16 protein-coding genes are annotated in these 18,169 nt (G+C 53.6%); 12 read left to right on the forward strand and 4 right to left on the reverse strand.

Annotated features, from left to right (window positions below):
* The first annotated feature begins 20 nt into the window (after positions 1–20).
* The 6 genes from murC (at position 21) to lpxC (ending at position 6,937) form a co-directional block, all read left to right on the forward strand.
* Positions 21–1,433 (forward strand): UDP-N-acetylmuramate--L-alanine ligase, encoded by a 1,413-nt coding sequence (gene murC / locus ACT3TY_RS02665; protein WP_253926954.1) that lies wholly within the window; start codon positions 21–23, stop codon positions 1,431–1,433.
* Positions 1,430–2,368: a D-alanine--D-alanine ligase gene (locus ACT3TY_RS02670; RefSeq protein WP_319941217.1), complete on the forward strand. Its 939-nt coding sequence runs from the start codon at positions 1,430–1,432 to the stop codon at positions 2,366–2,368. The genes murC and ACT3TY_RS02670 overlap by 4 nt, the downstream gene beginning before the upstream one ends.
* A 9-nt stretch (positions 2,369–2,377) precedes the next feature.
* Entirely contained in the window at positions 2,378–3,091 is a 714-nt protein-coding gene (locus ACT3TY_RS02675; protein ID WP_172116348.1) for a cell division protein FtsQ/DivIB, read from the forward strand.
* Positions 3,092–3,387: 296 nt separating this feature from the next.
* Positions 3,388–4,677, forward strand: a complete 1,290-nt coding sequence (gene ftsA / locus ACT3TY_RS02680) for a cell division protein FtsA (protein ID WP_193053782.1) — start codon at positions 3,388–3,390, stop codon at positions 4,675–4,677.
* 34 nt (positions 4,678–4,711) lie between these two features.
* Positions 4,712–5,890, forward strand: coding sequence for a cell division protein FtsZ (ftsZ, locus tag ACT3TY_RS02685; RefSeq protein WP_172116350.1), 1,179 nt, complete (start codon positions 4,712–4,714; stop codon positions 5,888–5,890).
* A 135-nt stretch (positions 5,891–6,025) separates the two neighbouring features.
* Complete coding sequence (gene lpxC, locus ACT3TY_RS02690) at positions 6,026–6,937, forward strand: UDP-3-O-acyl-N-acetylglucosamine deacetylase (RefSeq protein ID WP_172116351.1); 912 nt, start codon at positions 6,026–6,028, stop codon at positions 6,935–6,937.
* 159 nt (positions 6,938–7,096) lie between these two features.
* Here lpxC and ACT3TY_RS02695 read toward each other — a convergent pair whose 3' ends face one another.
* Positions 7,097–7,552 carry a DUF721 domain-containing protein gene (locus tag ACT3TY_RS02695; protein WP_172116352.1) on the reverse strand — a complete coding sequence of 152 codons (456 nt, stop codon included), beginning with the start codon at positions 7,550–7,552 and terminating at the stop codon, positions 7,097–7,099.
* Positions 7,553–7,659: 107 nt separating this feature from the next.
* On the opposite strand from ACT3TY_RS02695, the gene ACT3TY_RS02700 reads away from it, so the two are divergent.
* From ACT3TY_RS02700 to ACT3TY_RS02715, 4 genes are all read left to right on the forward strand, one after another.
* Positions 7,660–8,007: a hypothetical protein gene (locus tag ACT3TY_RS02700; RefSeq protein WP_172116353.1), complete on the forward strand. Its 348-nt coding sequence runs from the start codon at positions 7,660–7,662 to the stop codon at positions 8,005–8,007.
* A gap of 86 nt (positions 8,008–8,093) precedes the next feature.
* A complete protein-coding gene (secA, locus tag ACT3TY_RS02705; protein WP_444627275.1) occupies positions 8,094–10,841 on the forward strand; it encodes a preprotein translocase subunit SecA in 2,748 nt (915 codons plus the stop codon).
* 36 nt (positions 10,842–10,877) lie between these two features.
* Positions 10,878–12,107: a bifunctional glutamate N-acetyltransferase/amino-acid acetyltransferase ArgJ gene (argJ, locus tag ACT3TY_RS02710; protein ID WP_444627276.1), complete on the forward strand. Its 1,230-nt coding sequence runs from the start codon at positions 10,878–10,880 to the stop codon at positions 12,105–12,107.
* Positions 12,108–12,216: 109 nt separating this feature from the next.
* Positions 12,217–13,164 carry a Nudix family hydrolase gene (locus ACT3TY_RS02715; RefSeq protein ID WP_172116356.1) on the forward strand — a complete coding sequence of 316 codons (948 nt, stop codon included), beginning with the start codon at positions 12,217–12,219 and terminating at the stop codon, positions 13,162–13,164.
* 150 nt (positions 13,165–13,314) lie between these two features.
* Here the strand turns inward: ACT3TY_RS02715 and ACT3TY_RS02720 are convergent, their stop codons facing one another.
* Together ACT3TY_RS02720 and ACT3TY_RS02725 are read right to left on the reverse strand one after the other, a co-directional pair.
* Complete coding sequence (locus ACT3TY_RS02720; protein ID WP_172116357.1) at positions 13,315–14,229, reverse strand: carbon-nitrogen hydrolase; 915 nt, start codon at positions 14,227–14,229, stop codon at positions 13,315–13,317.
* 9 nt (positions 14,230–14,238) lie between these two features.
* Positions 14,239–15,291 carry an agmatine deiminase family protein gene (locus tag ACT3TY_RS02725; RefSeq protein WP_444627308.1) on the reverse strand — a complete coding sequence of 351 codons (1,053 nt, stop codon included), beginning with the start codon at positions 15,289–15,291 and terminating at the stop codon, positions 14,239–14,241.
* A 222-nt stretch (positions 15,292–15,513) separates the two neighbouring features.
* Here ACT3TY_RS02725 and ACT3TY_RS02730 point away from each other — a divergent pair, with 222 nt between their 5' ends.
* Both ACT3TY_RS02730 and ACT3TY_RS02735 read left to right on the forward strand, forming a co-directional pair.
* The gene (locus tag ACT3TY_RS02730; RefSeq protein WP_441677055.1) at positions 15,514–16,755 is read left to right on the forward strand and encodes a lipoprotein-releasing ABC transporter permease subunit; all 1,242 of its coding nucleotides are present in this window, start codon (positions 15,514–15,516) and stop codon (positions 16,753–16,755) included.
* Between the two features lie 106 nt (positions 16,756–16,861).
* Positions 16,862–17,542 carry an ABC transporter ATP-binding protein gene (locus ACT3TY_RS02735; RefSeq protein ID WP_444627309.1) on the forward strand — a complete coding sequence of 227 codons (681 nt, stop codon included), beginning with the start codon at positions 16,862–16,864 and terminating at the stop codon, positions 17,540–17,542.
* On the opposite strand, the gene ACT3TY_RS02740 is transcribed toward ACT3TY_RS02735, so the two are convergent.
* Positions 17,539–18,090 (reverse strand): DUF2062 domain-containing protein, encoded by a 552-nt coding sequence (locus tag ACT3TY_RS02740; protein ID WP_441677056.1) that lies wholly within the window; start codon positions 18,088–18,090, stop codon positions 17,539–17,541. The two genes, ACT3TY_RS02735 and ACT3TY_RS02740, sit on opposite strands and share 4 nt — an antisense overlap.
* Between the last annotated feature and the right edge of the window lie 79 nt (positions 18,091–18,169).

The following is an 18,169-nucleotide window of genomic DNA, read 5'->3' on the forward strand; positions in this document are numbered from 1 at the left end:
TAAGTTCAAGCGGCCCGGGTATGCGCCGTATTCAGCATATTCATTTCGTCGGTATCGGTGGCGCGGGCATGTGTGGTATTGCCGAAGTATTGGCCAATCAAGGTTACAGCGTCAGTGGCAGCGATATGAAAGCCTCTTCGGTTATTGAGCGGCTTCGCATGTGTGGTGTTCGGGTTGAGATTGGCCATGCCGAGGAGAATGTCGAAGGGGCCGACGTTGTGGTTGTTTCAAGCGCCGTTGATACGACCAACCCTGAAATTCGCTGGGCACATGAGCACCGTGTCCCCGTGGTGCGTCGTGCCGAGATGCTGGCAGAGTTAATGCGATTTCGTCACGGCATTGCGGTTGCCGGTACCCATGGAAAAACAACCACGACCAGCTTAACGGCGACGCTGTTAGCCGAAGGCGGCCTGGACCCGACCTTTGTCATCGGCGGGAAGTTGACCAGTGCCGGTACCAATGCGCGCTTGGGTGAAGGGGATTATCTGGTTGCAGAGGCTGATGAGTCTGACGCTTCATTCCTGCATTTGCAGCCAATGGTGTCGATAGTTACTAATATTGATGCTGACCATATGAGCACCTATGGTGGTGACTTCGAACGATTAAAAGATACCTTTATCGAATTTCTGCACAACCTGCCGTTCTACGGGTTGGCTATATTGTGTATCGATGACCCGCATGTGCGGGCACTGCGAACTCAGATCAAGCGCCAGTTCGTTACCTACGGTTTTGAAGACGATGCCGATTATCGAATTACCGATTTTGTGCAGCAAAGTGGTGAAGTTTCCTTTACGGCTTTGCGGCCTGGTCAGGCCGCGCCCTTAAGCGTGCGCCTTGCCATGCCTGGTCAGCACAATGCGCTTAATGCGATGGCAGCGATTGTTGTTGCTACGGATGCAGGCGTGAGTGACGAGGCGATTCTGCGCGGTCTGGCAGGGTTTGCTGGGGTAGGGCGGCGCTTTCAAGTGCATGGCCATTTCCCTGCGCCTAAAGTGCCCGGCAAGATTATGTTAGTGGATGATTATGGCCATCATCCGCGCGAAGTGGATATGGTCATCAGAGCTGTCCGCGCTGGCTGGCCTGAGCGTCGTTTAGTGATGCTTTATCAGCCCCACCGCTACAGCCGGACCCGGGATCTCTATGAAGATTTCGTTCGAGTACTGTCCCAGGTAGATACGCTGGTGCTTTTAGACGTATACAGCGCGGGCGAGGCGGTTATCCCTGGCGCTGAAGGGCGCACGCTTGCAGGTTCGATTCGTCAGCGCGGTGAGGTAGACCCGCTTTTTGTTGAACATAAGCAGGAGCTGCCAGCGCTATTGGCCAATGTACTGAGACCCGACGACATCCTAATTACTCAGGGGGCGGGCGACGTAGGTGGTATCTCGCTCAGCTTGGCCAAGGCGAAGCTGCAAATGAGTGAGGTGGAGCTGTGAGCCTGAAAGACGTCAATATTGATTGCTCACGTGTGGTGGTGGTTTACGGCGGCTCTTCTGCTGAGCGTGAGGTTTCCCTTAAAAGTGGTGCCGCTGTACTCGAGGCGCTAAAACGCCAAAAGATTAACGCAGAAGGCTATGACTTACGCGATGAGGGGTTAGCCGGACTTGAGGCTATGGCGCCATCGGCGATATTTGTCGCCCTGCATGGTCGTGGTGGTGAAGACGGTACGCTACAGGGTGCGCTTGAACTCTTGGACATTCCCTATACCGGTAGTGGCGTCATGGCGTCAGCGCTGGGAATGGATAAGCAACGCACCAAGCAGGTTTGGCAAGCCATTGGGCTGCCCACGCCGGAAAGTATTATGTTGACGGCTGATGCAGACTGGGCCGGAGTGGTCGCCAAGCTTGGGTTGCCGATGATGGTTAAGCCAGTACATGAAGGCTCCACGCTTGGGATCAGTATAGTTAAAAGCCAGGAAGCGCTTGAGGCCGCCTATCGCGAAGCGGCACAATTTGATGCCCGGGTGATGGCCGAGCGCTTTGTGGTCGGTGAAGAGTACACGGTGGCGCTGCTGGATGAGCGTGTGTTACCCGCTATTCGGGTCGAAGTACCTGGCGGATTCTACGACTATGAAGCCAAATACGTTTCCAATACGACCCAGTACCATCTTCCTTGTGGGCTTACCGCAGAAGAGGAAGCGCAGCTGGCAACGCTGTGCCAGCACGCGTTTGCGGCCATTGGGTGTGAAGGCTGGGGGCGTGTGGACGTGATGCGGGATGCCAATGGCCAGTTCTGGCTATTGGAAGTTAATACCGTGCCTGGCATGACCGATCACAGTTTGGTGCCTCAAGCCGCTGCCTATGCGGGCATCGAATTTGATGACCTGGTGGTGCAGATACTCCACTCTGCCGGAAAGCAGAACGCATCATGATGAGGCCTTATGAAAAGGCGTAATGCCTGGTTTGGTATCCTGCTTCTGGCGTTACTGTTAGTGGCAGGAGGGCGCGCGCTATGGCTATGGCTGGACCGGCCCATCGAGCGTGTTTCCATCCGTGGGGAGTGGGATTACGTAAGCGCAGACTACCTACGCACTCAGCTTGCCCCTTTGGTTCAAGGTGCCACTTGGTTATCGGCTGATTTAGGCGTGCTGCGTAACCGGGCCCTGGAGATTGGCTGGCTTAAAGAAGTACGTATTTCTCGTGAGTGGCCGAATGCGCTGGTGTTTGAACTGGCGGAACAAGTGCCCGTTGCGCGCTGGAATGATGACTTTTTGCTTAACCCGAAAGGCGAGCCCTTTGCTTTTGCACCTCTGGCGGTGCCTTCAGGTCTGCCTGATCTTGCGGGCCCCAACGGAAGCAGTGAAGAGGTGCTAAGTTACTATCATCGCCTAACACCTTATTTCGCAAACTTGTCGTTGGCACTTACTCAATTTCGATTAGAACCGCGCGGTGCATGGCGTGTACAGCTAAGTAACGGTGCCTGGATTATGCTGGGCCGGCGCGAGCATGAAGTGCGTTTGGCACGCTTAGCGGCCTCCTGGCAGCGCGAGTTATCAAGGTATAGTGAGCATATTCGTTATATTGATCTGCGCTATCCTAACGGTGTCGCTGTTGCCTGGCATGGTCAGAGTGATTTTGGGGCATCTGAAGACTAACTCAAATTTGAGTTAACGTGCTTTAGCCATGATAAGTCGCCGTCAGCGCGTAAAAACGCTTTAATGGGGTTTAAATTACACTTCAAGCCCATTATTGTGGGCTCGGGCTGGTCGTATTATGCCAATTGTTTCTATACTATGGGCTATCGGTGATTTTGTAGATTTAAACTTCACATCAGCGCTATTGAGCTATCCGTGCTTATCGGTTGCCAAGTTATAATAGGCAAAGAATAAGTTGGTTTAAGTATCCCTATTTATTTTAATTTTAAAAAGTTTACAAGGAGAATTCCCGACTCATGGCAGGCTCACCCAATGCATCGAATATGGTGGTCGGGTTGGACATTGGAACGTCCAAGGTCGTCGCAATTGTCGGTCAACCTACCGATGATGGCGGCATTGAAATTGCTGGTATCGGCTCGCACCCGTCACGGGGTATGAAGCGAGGCGTTGTCATTAATATTGAATCAACCGTTCAGTCTATTCAGCGCGCTGTGGAAGAAGCCGAGCTTATGGCTGGTTGCGATATTCACTCGGTATATGTGGGCATTGCGGGTAGTCATATTAGCTCGATGAATTCAGATGGCGTGGTCGCTATTAAAGAGCGTGAAGTTACTCCTTCTGATATTGATCGCGTTATTGATTCAGCGAGGGCAAGGGCGGTTTCAGAAGGTCAGCGCGTTTTACATGTACTGCCCCAGGAATTTGCAATTGATGCACAAGGCGGTATTCGCGAGCCCTTGGGCATGTCCGGTGTACGTTTAGAAGCGCAAGTTCATCTGGTAACGGCAGCACTCAACGCGGTACAGAATATTGAGAAATGTGTTCGACGCTGTGGTTTGGACGTCGACTCAATTATCCTGGAACAGCTGGCATCCAGCATGGCAGTGTTGACCGAAGACGAGCGTGAATTAGGCGTTTGCATGGTGGATATCGGCGGTGGAACCACTGATATGGCCATCTTTACTGAAGGTGCCATTCGACATACGGCCGTTATACCGATTGCTGGTGATCAGGTCACCAACGATATTGCCATGGCGCTACGTACCCCGACGCAGCACGCAGAAGAGATCAAGGTTAAATACGCTTGTGCCTTAACGCAATTGGCCGCAAGCGATGAAATGATTAAGGTTCCTAGTGTGGGTGATCGTCCGTCACGCGACTTGTCGCGTCAGGCGCTCGCAGAAGTGGTCGAACCACGCTATGAAGAGCTATTTACACTGGTTAGAGACGAATTACGTCGCAGTGGCTATGAAGACATGGTTGCCGCTGGTGTTGTGCTCACTGGTGGCACCTCACGTATGGAAGGGGTCGGCGAATTGGCGGAAGAGATATTCCACATGCCGGTTCGTATTGCTTGTCCGCAAAACGTTAAAGGTTTAGCGGATGTCGTGCGAAACCCCATTTATGCGACAGGTGTCGGCTTATTGCACTATGCACTGCAAGAAGCGCGGCATGGGCAGGGTCTAGAAAGCCACGGGGGAGTCATTGCACCTCACAAAGGTCGCAACGAGCTCTCTCGACGTGATATCAAGGAAGACCATTCGGCGCTGGCCAGAATCAAGGGCTGGTTCAAAGGAAATTTCTGACAGGGCCGCAAGCGCGGTTCAGGAGACGGGGCTTATGTTTGAATTGGTAGATAACGCACCCTCAAGTAGTGCGGTCATAAAAGTAGTCGGTGTTGGTGGTGGTGGCGGCAATGCCGTCAATCACATGGTTGAAAGTAACATTGAAGGCGTTGAATTTATTTGCGCCAACACCGATGCCCAAGCGCTTAAACGCGTATCCGCAAAAACAGTATTACAGCTAGGTGGTGAAATCACCAAGGGGCTCGGTGCTGGCGCCAACCCTGAGGTAGGTCGTCAGGCCGCGATGGAAGATCGTGACCGAATCGCTGAGCTGCTTGAAGGCGCCGATATGGTCTTTATTACCGCTGGTATGGGCGGTGGTACAGGCACCGGCGGCGCGCCAGTGGTTGCGCAAGTTGCCAAAGAACTGGGTATTTTAACGGTCGCTGTCGTTACGCGGCCTTTCCCGTTTGAAGGCCCCAAGCGTATGCGCGCTGCCGAAGAGGGAATGAAAGAGCTCTCTCAGCATGTTGATTCGCTGATCACCATACCCAACGAAAAGCTTTTATCCGTACTGGGTAAAAGCGCGACGCTGTTAACTGCGTTTAGCGCTGCTAATGATGTATTGCTTGGCGCTGTTCAAGGTATTGCCGAGCTGATCACAAGCCCTGGTATTATCAACGTCGACTTTGCTGATGTGCGTACTGTTATGTCTGAAATGGGCATGGCAATGATGGGTACGGGCGGAGCTACCGGCGAGAACCGCGCCCGTGAAGCAGCCGAAAAAGCTATCCGTAGCCCGCTTCTGGAAGATATCGATCTGCATGGCGCGCGAGGCATTCTGGTCAATATTACGGCAGGCCCGGATCTGTCGATTGGCGAGTTCAACGATGTAGGTGCCACCGTTCAAGAGTTTGCTTCACAAGAAGCGACCATTGTCGTGGGAACTTCCATCGATATGGAAATGTCTGATGAGCTGCGTGTTACTGTTGTTGCTGCTGGATTAGATGGCGCGAAAGCTGCCAAAGCGACGACACGTGAACCTGCACGTCGCTCTTCTGCTGACTCTTCTGATTACCGTAAGCTACAGCAGCCTACCGTAATGCGTCAGCAAGCAACTGCCCGTGCAGAGGCGCCTGAACACGCGCCCAAACCGCGTCCGGAAAAGAGTCGCTCAGCCGATGCTGACGACTATCTGGACATACCTGCTTTCTTGCGCCGTCAGGCCGATTGATTGTTTCTATAGGTTTACCGGGCCAGCAAACGAGTGTTTTATTGGTTAAAACGCTCGTTTGCTGTTATAGTGAACACTGTTTGATAACTTTCCTTCCCCTACGGTACTACCGTCATTAGAGTTCGACCACTGCCCATGATCAGACAACGCACCCTACAAAACGTCATCCGCGCCACTGGAGTGGGTCTGCACTCCGGCAAAAAAGTCCACATGGCTTTGCGTCCGGCGCCGACAAACACCGGGATTGTGTTTGTTAGAACCGATCTGGAGCCTGTGGTACATATACCCGCACGCGCAGAGTTAGTGGAAGACACAACACTTTGCACTGCACTTTCACTCGAAGGTGTGAAAGTGGCAACGGTTGAGCATTTGATGTCAGCGTTTGCAGGACTAGGCATCGATAATGCTTACGTTGACCTAAGTGCTCCCGAAGTACCGATTATGGACGGTAGTGCCAGCCCGTTTGTGTTTTTAATCCAATCGGCGGGTATTCTTGAGCAGGATGCAGCAAAGAAATTTATACGTATCAAGCGTCGCGTCGCGGTTAAAGATGGCGATAAAGAAGCCGTTTTCCTTCCGCACCAAGGGTTCAAGGTCTCGTTCGCCATCGACTTCGACCACCCGGTTTTCGAACAGCAGAAACAAACCGCGCTTATCGATTTTTCGACGACCTCTTTTGTGAAAGAAGTTTCTCGGGCGCGCACCTTTGGGTTTATGAAGGATTTGGAGTTTTTGCGCTCTAATAACCTGGCCCTGGGGGGGAGTCTGGATAATGCGATCGTGGTTGATGATTATCGCATCGTCAATGAAGGTGGTTTGCGTTACGAAGATGAGTTCGTCAAGCATAAGGTGCTGGATGCGATCGGCGATTTGTATCAGTTAGGCTACAGCCTGATTGGTGAGTTTCACGGTACAAAATCTGGCCATGCGCTGAATAACCAGCTTTGCCGCGAATTGATGGCACAGCCTGATGCTTATGAAATCGTAACGTTTGAAGATGAAAAAGCCGTTGCGCCTATTTCGTACGCAGCGCCTGCAATGGCCTAACTGCCAAGCAGGAGTGTCAGATATTCGCTATGACGCGCTATCCAGGTTTCTCCTTTGATAGTGCTCAAGCTCGATAACTGGCCTTGATGATAAAAGCACCGTTCAGGCGGTGCTTTTGCGTTTCTGGCATTTGAAAAGTGCGCAAGGCGCGCGGCACGCTTATTTTGGTGCGTGAGACGCAAGGCGCTCTAATGCTTTACGCAGCGCAGGATTGTGCGTGTCGCTTGCGCACTCGCTGAGCGTTTTTCCCGCACTGGCGGATAAGTGTCGGGTATTACGCAAAGGTGCTTCAACTGGGCGGACGGGGCGTACTTTAAAGGTAAAGCCGTTCACAGCCTCAAAGCCTGGCAGTTGATGTAGCAGCGTCAACAGCCGCCGCTGTTCAAAGCGTAGCCATGTCAGCCAGCTTGCCTGCCCACTGATCAGGGTTAAGCGCCCATCGCGAAAGCCGCCGACAAAGATATGTGGGCGCATCTCTTCTGGCAGGTGGGCTCTTAAATGACACTGGGCCTGATCTATCAAGCGAGACTGGCGCATTAATTGGCCAATATCCCCTGACTTGTTTAGCAGACGGGCGATGGGCTGTGCGCGAGAACGCTTAACCTTTATACTCATACGCTTGAATCCTGGGGTAACCCCTCAATATATAGCCAAGTAGCGGCATCTACACGGATGCATTACTTATTTGCAGAGCCTAACACGCTCAGGAGCCAATCCACAGCATGTCCTCCACGCTTAACACCTTTTCTGCTTTGCCGCGACGTAACCGTCGCTATGGCTTGGCGCGTTGGTGGCTGGCGGGGCTCCTGGTAAGCTGCTTGTTGCCCAATAGTTTAGTGCCTTTTGATGCCATGCGGGGGGCTGAGCGTAACGTCTGCGTGTGTTTGTGGGTGCCGGCTATTTTACGTGCTCAATCGCACTGGATCGCCAAAAGGCGACGCGCGTTGCGCGGTTGGCAGCAGCGATTTAAACGTATCGCGGTGCAGCGCCACTTTTTACCTGTTTATGTTTTTATAAAGCGCCGGGTAGCCGCACACGATGTGCTTACCCAGCGCGGTCCGCCCGCTTAACTCACGGTTTTCTAAAACGTACTTTACTTGCCTTATACGGAACAGGGCGAAGCCCATTGGTTCGCTCAAGATGATTTGGAAATTTCATGATTAATAATTTGTTACGCAAGGTTGTTGGCTCCAAGAACGACCGTGAAGTAAAGCGCATGCACAAAAACGTTCGCAGTGTGAACGTGCTCGAAGCTGAGCATGAAGGATTAAGCGACGCTGAATTACAAGGTAAGACAGCGGAGCTGCGTTTGCGCCTGGAAAATGGCGAGACGCTGGATAGTTTGTTGCCTTCTGCGTTTGCGATTGTGCGAGAGGCCAGCAAGCGCGTCATGGGTATGCGGCATTTTGATGTACAGATGGTGGGGGGCATGACCCTGCACCGTGGTCGTATTGCTGAAATGAAAACCGGCGAAGGTAAAACGCTGGTAGCGACACTGGCCGTTTATCTCAATGCACTGCCTGCAAAGGGCGTACACGTTGTCACCGTCAATGACTACCTTGCCCGCCGTGATGCCGAGTGGATGCGCCCGCTGTATGAGTTTTTAGGGCTTTCTGTTGGGGTTATCTTTTCCGGTCAAACCGGGGAGGAGAAACGCCATGCATATCGGTGTGATATTACCTACGGTACCAATAACGAATTTGGCTTTGACTACTTGCGCGACAACATGGCGTTCTCTTTGGAGGATAAGGTGCAGCGTGGCCTGCACTATGCCATTGTCGATGAGGTGGATTCTATCCTGATTGATGAGGCGCGTACGCCGCTGATCATATCAGGTGCGGTGGATGAAAATACCAATCTTTATAACGTCGTTAATCAGCTTGCCCAGCAGTTGGAAGAGGGTGAGGTCTCGGAAGATGACGACCAGCCTGCAACCGGCGATTTTGTGCTGGAGGAGAAGCAAAAGCAGGTTGAGCTGACCGAGCAGGGGCATAACAGGGTTGAAGAGTTGATGCAGGCGGAAGGCCTTCTTAAAGAGGGTGAATCACTTTACGCCGCTCAAAACCTGAATTTACTTCAGCACATGCATTCTGCGCTCCGGGCACGCCATCTTTACAATAAGGATGTTGATTACATCGTAGTGGAAGACCAGGTGGTCATCGTTGATGAGCATACTGGACGGACGATGCCTGGCCGCCGTTGGTCGGAAGGGCTTCACCAGGCTGTTGAAGCCAAGGAAGGGGTCACCGTTCAGCGCGAGAGCCAGACGCTGGCATCCACCACCTTCCAGAACTATTTCCGCTTGTATGGAAAACTGGCAGGCATGACCGGTACTGCTGATACGGAAGCCTTTGAGTTCCGTCAGATTTATGGGCTTGATGTTATCGTCATCCCCACCAATCGCCCGTTAGCCCGTAAAGACCTTAACGACCTGGTCTACCTTAGCGCCGAAGAGAAGTACGAGGCGATTATTAAAGACGTTCAGGTCGAGACAGAGGCAGGCCGCCCGGTGTTGGTAGGTACGGCGTCCATCGAGACGTCTGAGTACCTGGCGCACTTAATGCGCGAAGCGGGGCTGAAGTTCAATGTCCTGAATGCCAAGCAGCACCAGAGTGAAGCCGAGATTATTGCTCAGGCAGGGCGTCCTGGCGCGATCACTATTGCCACCAACATGGCCGGTCGAGGTACCGATATTATGTTGGGGGGCAACTGGGAAGCTGACGTTGCCAAGCTGCAAAACCCAAGCCAGGCGCAGATTGATGCATTAAAAGCCGAGTGGAAGCAGCGTCACGATGGTGTGCTGGAAGCCGGTGGCCTGCACGTTATTGGTTCGGAACGCCATGAGTCTCGGCGCATTGATAATCAGTTGCGTGGACGTTCTGGCCGTCAAGGCGATCCAGGTTCAACGCGGTTCTTCCTGTCGTTGGAAGATAGCCTGATGCGGCTATTTGGTTCTGACCGCGTTAAGCGTCTCATGCAGGCATTGGGCCTGGAGCGCGGCGAAGCCATTGAGCACAAAATGGTATCTAACGCCGTTGAGCGTGCCCAGAAAAAAGTGGAAGGGCGTAACTTCGATATTCGTAAGCAGTTGCTTGAATATGATGACGTGGCAAACGACCAGCGCCGGGTTATTTACGAGCAGCGCAATGAGGTTCTGGCCTCTGATGACATTGCAGAAGCTATCGTGGGTATTCGTGAAGAAGTCATGGAAGACACCATTAACGACTTCGTTCCGCCGCAGAGTTTAGCCGAGCAGTGGGATCTGGCTGGGCTTGAAATGCACCTTAAGACAGAATTCAACCTGGATGCCCCGGTAGTCCAGTGGGCCGCTGATGATGAGCGCTTTAGTGAAGAGAAGCTGCGTGAGCGTCTGCAAGACATGCACCGTGACGCTTATGCGGCCAAGGTGGATGCCGCAGGCGCGACCCTGATTCGTCGTTTTGAGAAGCAGGTCATGCTTCAGGTTCTGGATACGCGTTGGAAAGAGCACTTGCAGTCCATGGACCACCTGCGTCGGGGCATCCATTTACGCGGCTACGCACAAAAGAACCCCAAGCAAGAGTACAAGCGTGAATCGTTTGAATTGTTCCAGCACCTGCTGACCAATATTAAAGCGGATGTCACCCGTATTCTGAGCCATGTTCAGGTACGTCAGCCTGAAGAAGTTGATGCGCTGGAGCAAAAGCGGCGTGAAGAGTTGGCCCGCGAAAAAGCCGCGGCCGCGAATCGTCACGATGATGCTTCTTCCAGTGAAAGCGGATTAAGCGGTGAAAACAGTGATGTGGCAAGCACTGAGCAGGACGCACGCCCTGTCCGTCGCGAAGGGCCGAAAGTCGGCCGCAACGACCCGTGTGTATGTGGTTCAGGTAAGAAGTACAAGCAGTGCTGCGGCAAATTAAGCTAATCAGAAGCGGTCTGGATTTAGGTAGAGGAGACGATCATGGCGGTGGGAAATAGTCCCTTTCCGGTGATGCCCCCCTTGGCTGGGGTGCGCTTGGGAAGTGCAATGGCGGGTATTAAAAAGCCGGGTCGTCGTGACATGGTAGTTATTGAGCTACCCGCCTCGGCAACCGTGTCTGGTGTGTTCACGCGAAATGCCTTCTGCGCTGCCCCGGTGTCGGTTGCCAAGGCGCATATTGAGCACTGCCGCGAGCAGGGCCAGGCACCGCGTTACTGGCTAATTAATACCGGTAATGCGAATGCGGGCACCGGCAAACAAGGGCTTCATGATGCCTACGCCAGCTGTAAAGCGGTAGCAGAGCAAGCTGGCGTTGCCGAGCATCAGGTGCTGCCTTTCTCAACGGGGGTTATCGGTGAACCACTTCCCATGGAGCACCTTTTAGCCGGTATCACGCCAGCGCTTGCGTCAGGTGCTGACAATAGTCAGGCGTGGCAAAATGCCGGTGAAGGGATTTTAACCACCGACACCCGAGCCAAAGGCGCCAGCGTTACCGCGAAGGTTAGTGACGGGTCAGTTACTATCAATGGCATCACTAAAGGCTCAGGTATGATTAAACCCAACATGGCGACCATGTTGGGCTTTGTCGTCACGGATGCTGCTATTGAACAGCCATTGCTGGATCGCTTGTTACGCGAGACGGTGGATGCCTCGTTTAACTGCATTACCGTGGATAGCGATACTTCAACCAATGATGCGTGCATGCTGGCAGCGACAGGCACGGGAACGGCGATTGAAGACGACGAGGATATCGCTGTCTTCCGTGATGCATTGCAGCAGGTAATGACGAGCTTGGCTCAGGCGATCATCCGTGATGGTGAGGGCGCGACAAAGTTTGTGACGCTCCAGGTTGATGGCGCAGAAAGTCGTCAGGAAGCGCTGGATGTCGCATTTACCGTCGCCCACTCACCTTTAGTGAAAACAGCGCTTTACGCCTCTGATGCTAACTGGGGGCGTATCCTGGCCGCAGTAGGTCGAGCGCCTGTGGCTGACTTTGACGTGGACCGCATTGTCATTGACCTGGCAGATGTTCGCTTGGTTGAAGAAGGTGGTCGTGCGGCTGGGTATACGGAAGCCGCAGGCAGTGCCGTCATGGCGCAAGACGAAATTACGATTCGCATCAGTTTAGGGCGCGGTCAGGAGAGTGCCACCGTATGGACCTCTGATCTTTCCCATGACTATGTGTCGATCAACGCAGACTATCGTAGCTAGTTAGCCAGTCACCGACTGGGTTTGGCAGTCATAAAGGGCTCACGCAGCGAGTAAGCGCCGGCACTGATCCGCCGGTGCGCACACAGTGGATAAAGACGTAATGAATGTAATGGTAAAACGACGAGTTCATGTTGCGGCAGCAGCCATCATTAGTGCCGATCAGAAGCAAGTACTGATTGCACGTCGGCCCTCGAATGTCGATCAGGGTGGCTTGTGGGAGTTTCCGGGTGGGAAGCTCGCGCCTTATGAAACAGGGCTTGAGGGTCTTAAGCGCGAGCTGCACGAAGAGCTTGGTGTTGAGATTGTACGTGCGCAGCCCTTGATCCGTGTGCATCACGAATATCCTGACAAGCATATTTTGTTAGATGTTTGGCAGGTTCACGAGTTTGCTGGCGAGCCCTTTGGTCGCGAAGGCCAAGCCGTGCGTTGGGTGCCGATGGAGGAGTTGGCTAATTATCCGTTCCCGGCGGCCAACCTGCCGATCCTGCGTGCTGTGATGCTGCCCACTGAATACCTGATTACAAAAGAAGAGGCTGACGAGGCGCGTTTTGATACGCTCCTGGAGCGGGCCTTGAAAGAAGACAACGTTCGCTTGGTGCAGCTGCGTGCCAAGCAGCTTGATGAAGCCGCTTATCTTAAGCGCGCTGAACGCGCCTTGCGCATGTGTCATGAGTATGGCGCCAAGCTTCTACTCAACGGCGAGCCTGCACTGCTTGAACACGTGGATGCCGATGGTATTCATTTAACCAGCGAGCGCTTGATGCAGTTGGATCGACGTCCGATTACCGAGCAAAAGTGGCTCTCTGCCTCGACACATGACCAAACTCAGCTCTCCAAAGCGGCGCTGCTGGGGTGTGATTTTGTGACGCTGTCACCACTTCGCACTACGCCTTCACATCCGGAAGTAGCGCCGATGGGCTGGCATGATTTTCAACAACTGGTTGAGCGTGCCGGAATGCCGGTCTTTGCGCTGGGTGGAATGACACGCTTTGATGCCAATCACGCCCGCGCCGTAGGCGCCCAAGGCATCGCCTCGATTCGTGATTTCTGGAAGTAAGAGGTTTGTTACTACTGACGTAATGGCGTAAGTCAGCGCTGAAGCACGTGCAGAAATAGGGTGCTAGAAAAAAACGCCTGCCAGATGATTTTGGCAGGCGTTTTTCCGTAAAAGACCGCGACGTTAAACTGGCCTATAGAGCGATAACGCTTAGTCGCGAAAGCGGCGGGTTAGATCGCTATAGGCATCGATACGGCGATCACGCAGGTAAGGCCAGATACGGCGAGTATTTTCGCAGCGCGCCATATCAATGGTCACAACCAGTTGTTCATCTTCTTCACCGGCATGGGCAAGTAGCTCGCCCTGAGGCCCACAAATAAAACTGCCTCCCCAAAACTGAATGCCATCGCCCACGCCTGAATGGTCGGTTTCAAACCCCACGCGGTTGGCAACAATCACCGGTAAGCCATTGGCGACGCCATGCGAGCGCTGGATTAACGTCCAGGCATCTTTTTGGCGGGTTTGTTCCGCAATATCATCGTTAGGATCCCACCCAATCGCCGTGGGGTAGAGCAGCAAGTCTGCTCCGGCCAAGGCCATCAGGCGAGCCGCTTCCGGGTACCACTGATCCCAGCACACCAGCACGCCCAAACGGCCAAGCGAAGTATCAATTGGTGTAAAACCTTCTGCGCGGCTCGCATCGTGGTCACCAGGGGTGAAGTAAAACTTCTCATAAAAGCCTGGGTCATCAGGGATGTGCATTTTTCGATACTGACCCACCCGGCCTTTATCTCGGTCGTATACCACCGCCGTGTTGTGATAAAGCCCTGGTGCGCGCCGCTCAAACAGCGAGCCGACCAGCACGATATCCAATTCGCGAGCAAGTGCGGCCAGGTGCTGTCCGGTCGGACCATCCAGCGGTTCGGCCAGGTCGAACAGGGCCGGATCTTCATACTGGCAGAAATAGTGGGTAGCATGCAGCTCTTGCAGCACGACAAGCTGAGCGCCACGTTTTACGGCATCACGAATGCCCGCTTCACTGGCTGCCAGGCTCTGTGCTTTATCGGGCCAGGCAAACTGTTGCACTACGCCAACCGTTAGGTCAGAGGTCACCTTGATAGACATCCTGGCTCCTTACTGATGAAAAGAGGTGGTGAGGGTGCCCTTGGGCAACTGCATGGTCAGGCAGTGTAAGCTGCCATGTTGACGAATAACGCTCGAACACTCAATGGGAATGAGCGCATAGTTGGGGAACGCTTCGGCCAGCGCACTGAGTGCTAACGTATCAGCCGGATCGCCGTAGGTTGGCACCAGCACCGCTTCATTAATAATCAAAAAGTTGGCATAAGTGGCTGGCAGCCGATGGCCGTCTTCAGGGTCAAAGCATGCCTGTGGCCAAGGCAGGGGGACAAGCTGGTAGGGCTCGCCGTTGCGTTGTCGAAATGCCTTTAACTCTTGCTCCATGGTGTGTAGGGCTGCGTAGTGCGGGTCTTGTGGGTCATCACAGCGCACATAAGCAATGGTCGATGAATTACAGAATCGCGCCAAAGTATCAACGTGGCTGTCGGTATCATCACCTTCTAGATGCCCGTGGGTTAACCAAAGCACCCGGTCGACGCCGAAATCATCGCCTAGCAAGGCTTCAACGTCCTGGCGTGTTAAATGCGGGTTGCGATTAGGATTGAGCAAGCAGGCTTCGGTCGTCAGCAGCGTACCCGCGCCATCGGTTTCGATAGCCCCGCCTTCCAATACCATATCGCGTGAAGCCACTGGGCACGCCCAGACGCCTGCATCGGCTAACGCCTGCGTCAGCCGATTATCGTTGCTGGCAGGGAATTTTCCGCCCCAGCCGGTGAAGGTGTAATCCAGCAGTAGCGGCTGGCCTTCATCATCAATAACGCTAATCGGGCCGTGGTCACGCGCCCAAGTATCATCGGTAGGCGCTACGATCAGCAATAGCTTATGAGCAGGCACACCATAGGCATCGAACGTTTTGCGTACGCGGTCACAGGTGGCTTGATCTGGCATGCTGATCACTAACTGCTGGTAACGAACGGTTGCCAGCACAATGCGTTCAAGCGTTGCTTCTATACGCGATAGAAGCGATGCCCAATCGCCATCAGGGCGTGGCCAGGTCAGCTGTAGACCATCCTGGGGGTGCCATTCCGGCAGCAAGCGATATGTCATATTGGCCAAGGTTAGGAAGTCTCTTGGTAACGTTATTTGAAGTAAAGCGCTCACCGATTTAGCCAGCGCAAATGGGCGCAATGTAGGGCGTCGTCGAAGAACTTGCAAGCGTTACGTGGTTTCAGGGAACGGGCCTGGAGTCTGTTACTCTAATGCCCGTTTGCACATGCAGTATGGCTAAAAAAACCGTACCATGAGCGCTTATTAATAAGGAATGACGCCATGCTTGATCGTTTGCCTTTTCTGGTGGGGCTGCGCTACGTGCGCGCCAAACGCCGGAACCACTTTATTTCTTTTATTTCACTAACATCGATGCTGGGCCTAATGCTGGGTGTGGCGGTACTCATCCTGGTGTTATCGGTTATGAATGGTTTTGACCATGAGCTGCGTACTCGTATTTTAGGAATGGTGCCGCACACTAAAATTGAAGCAACCGATGGCCTGGTGGAGTGGGAGGCGCTGGCAGACCGATTGACGCAGCGTGAGCACGTGATGGGGGCTGCACCGTATGTTGAGCAGCAGGGCATGTTTTCCGCGGGTGGCCGCAACCAGGGAGCCATGGTCAACGGTATTGATCCCGATTGGGAAGACCAGGTCTCGATTATTGGTCAGCATATGCGCCAAGGCACGCTGGCTGAATTAGTGCCAGATGAGTGGAATGTGGTGCTTGGCTCTATGCTTGCTCGCCAGCTGGGGGTGGGTGTAGGCGATCGAGTGACGCTACTGGTGCCGGAAGCTTCTATTACCCCAGCGGGTGTATTCCCACGGTTAAAGCGCTTTACCGTTAGCGGTATTTTCAGCGTGGGCGCCGATTTGGACGCCAATCTCGCTTACGCCAATATCGAAGATATGAAAACCCTTGCGCGCCTTGGCGACGCGGTAGGTGGTTTGCGCCTTGAGCTTGATGATCTGTTTATTGCGGGCAGCGAGACCCAGGCCATTGTGAACGACCTGGGACCAGGCTACCGCGGCAACGATTGGACGTACTCGCATGGCAACCTTTTCCAGGCCATTCAAATGGAAAAGCGCATGATTGCACTGCTGCTAACGGTGATCATTGCCGTTGCGGCGTTCAATATTGTTTCTACTCTGGTCATGGTGGTCACCGACAAGCGTGCCGATATCGCTATTTTGCGTACCATTGGTGCTACGCCACGCTCGATCATGGGCATCTTTATCGTACAAGGCATGGCCATTGGCTTGATTGGTATTGCGATTGGCGTTGCTGTGGGCATACTGCTGGCGCTGACAGTATCTGATCTGATCGGTTGGTTTGAAGCGGCCTTTGGGATTAAATTTCTGGATGCAGGCGTTTACTTTATCAGCGATTTGCCGTCCCAGCTTAGGTGGAATGACGTGCGCAATATTGTGTTGGCGGCCTTCGGTCTAACGTTTTTGTCCACGCTGTACCCAGCCTGGCGCGCTGCTCGCGTTCAACCGGCGGATGTTCTGCGCTATGAATAAGGATGCTTCCATGTCTACTACTGGGCCGTTAACGTCTATGCAGTCAACTTCCACGCCGTCCAACGCTACGCCAGCCGCAGCAGGGGGAGCGAACGAGCCGCCTGTTATGTTGGATTGCCAGGAGTTAACGCGGGTATATAGCGAAGGACCACAAGACCTGACCGTGCTTGATAAGCTTGAACTTTCCGTTCGTGCGGGCGAGCGGGTGGCGATAGTGGGTAGCTCTGGGTCGGGTAAAACCACGCTTTTAAACTTGCTGGGCGGTCTGGATCGCCCAAGCGATGGTCGGGTGGTGATCGCTGGTGAGCCACTTTCCAACTTAAACGAAGCGGCCTTGGGGACGTTTCGTAATCGCTACATTGGGTTTGTTTACCAGTTTCACCATTTGCTGGCAGAATTTACCGCCGTTGAGAATGCAGCGTTACCGTTAATTATCCGCGGTCAGTCGAAAAAAACCGCTGAAAAGCGCGCTATGCAGATTCTTGAGCGTGTAGGGATGAAGGCGCGGGCTGATCATAAGCCTGGCGAGCTTTCCGGTGGTGAGCGCCAGCGGGTCGCCATTGCGCGTGCCTTGGTAACAGACCCAAGCCTGGTGCTAATGGATGAGCCTACCGGTAACCTGGATCAAACGACGGCAGCCACGATTCTAGCCCTGATGGATGAGTTGGCCAAAGAGAGCGCGTGTGCGTTTGTTATCGTGACGCATGACGTGGGGCTGGCTGCACATCAGGACAGGGTGCTTAAACTGGACGCGGGCAAGTTGGTTGAGCAGCCTCGCGTGCCTTAATCATCGAACTCGGATTCGATACATGCCCGACGCCGCTGCCTGTTTAGGCGGCGGCGTTTCCAATTATGGGAGACATGCCAGCGCCAAATAAGGCGAATGCCGATATTGGCGGCCACTGCTAGCACAATAGCCGTAATAAATGAGCCAACAATCAGTGGCGGTACAATATCGTGCATTTGTTCGGCAATCCAGCGCGTTGAAATACGCGTAGGTGCTTCACGTGCCGGGGCTCCAAGCATATATGTGCCAATTCGATAGTTAAAATAAAAAATCAGCGGCATGGTGAGTGGGTTGGTAATCCAGACAAGGCCTACCGAAAGTGCTAAATTACAACGGCTTAGGCGAGCACCCACGGCAGCGACTACCATTTGAAATGGAATCGGTAGCATGGCGCAAAACAAGCCAACGCTAAAGGCGTTGGCAACGCTTCGCCGAGTTAAAAGCCACAGCCCGGGGTCGGCAATTAGCGGTGCTATAAAGCGTAGCGACCGCTGTCGCCGTAGCGTGTCGGGTCTGGGCATGTAGCGCTGCAGGAACCGGCGCGGCATGTCAGGTACTCTTGCCTATTAGTGCACCCTATTATCCATGTCGCGTAGCGCTTCGGCTATGCCAAGTAGATGAAGTTCT

Origin of the sequence: Halomonas sp. AOP22-C1-8, from assembly GCF_052378905.1 — a bacterium.
Taxonomy (GTDB): Bacteria; Pseudomonadota; Gammaproteobacteria; order Pseudomonadales; family Halomonadaceae; genus Vreelandella; species Vreelandella citrativorans.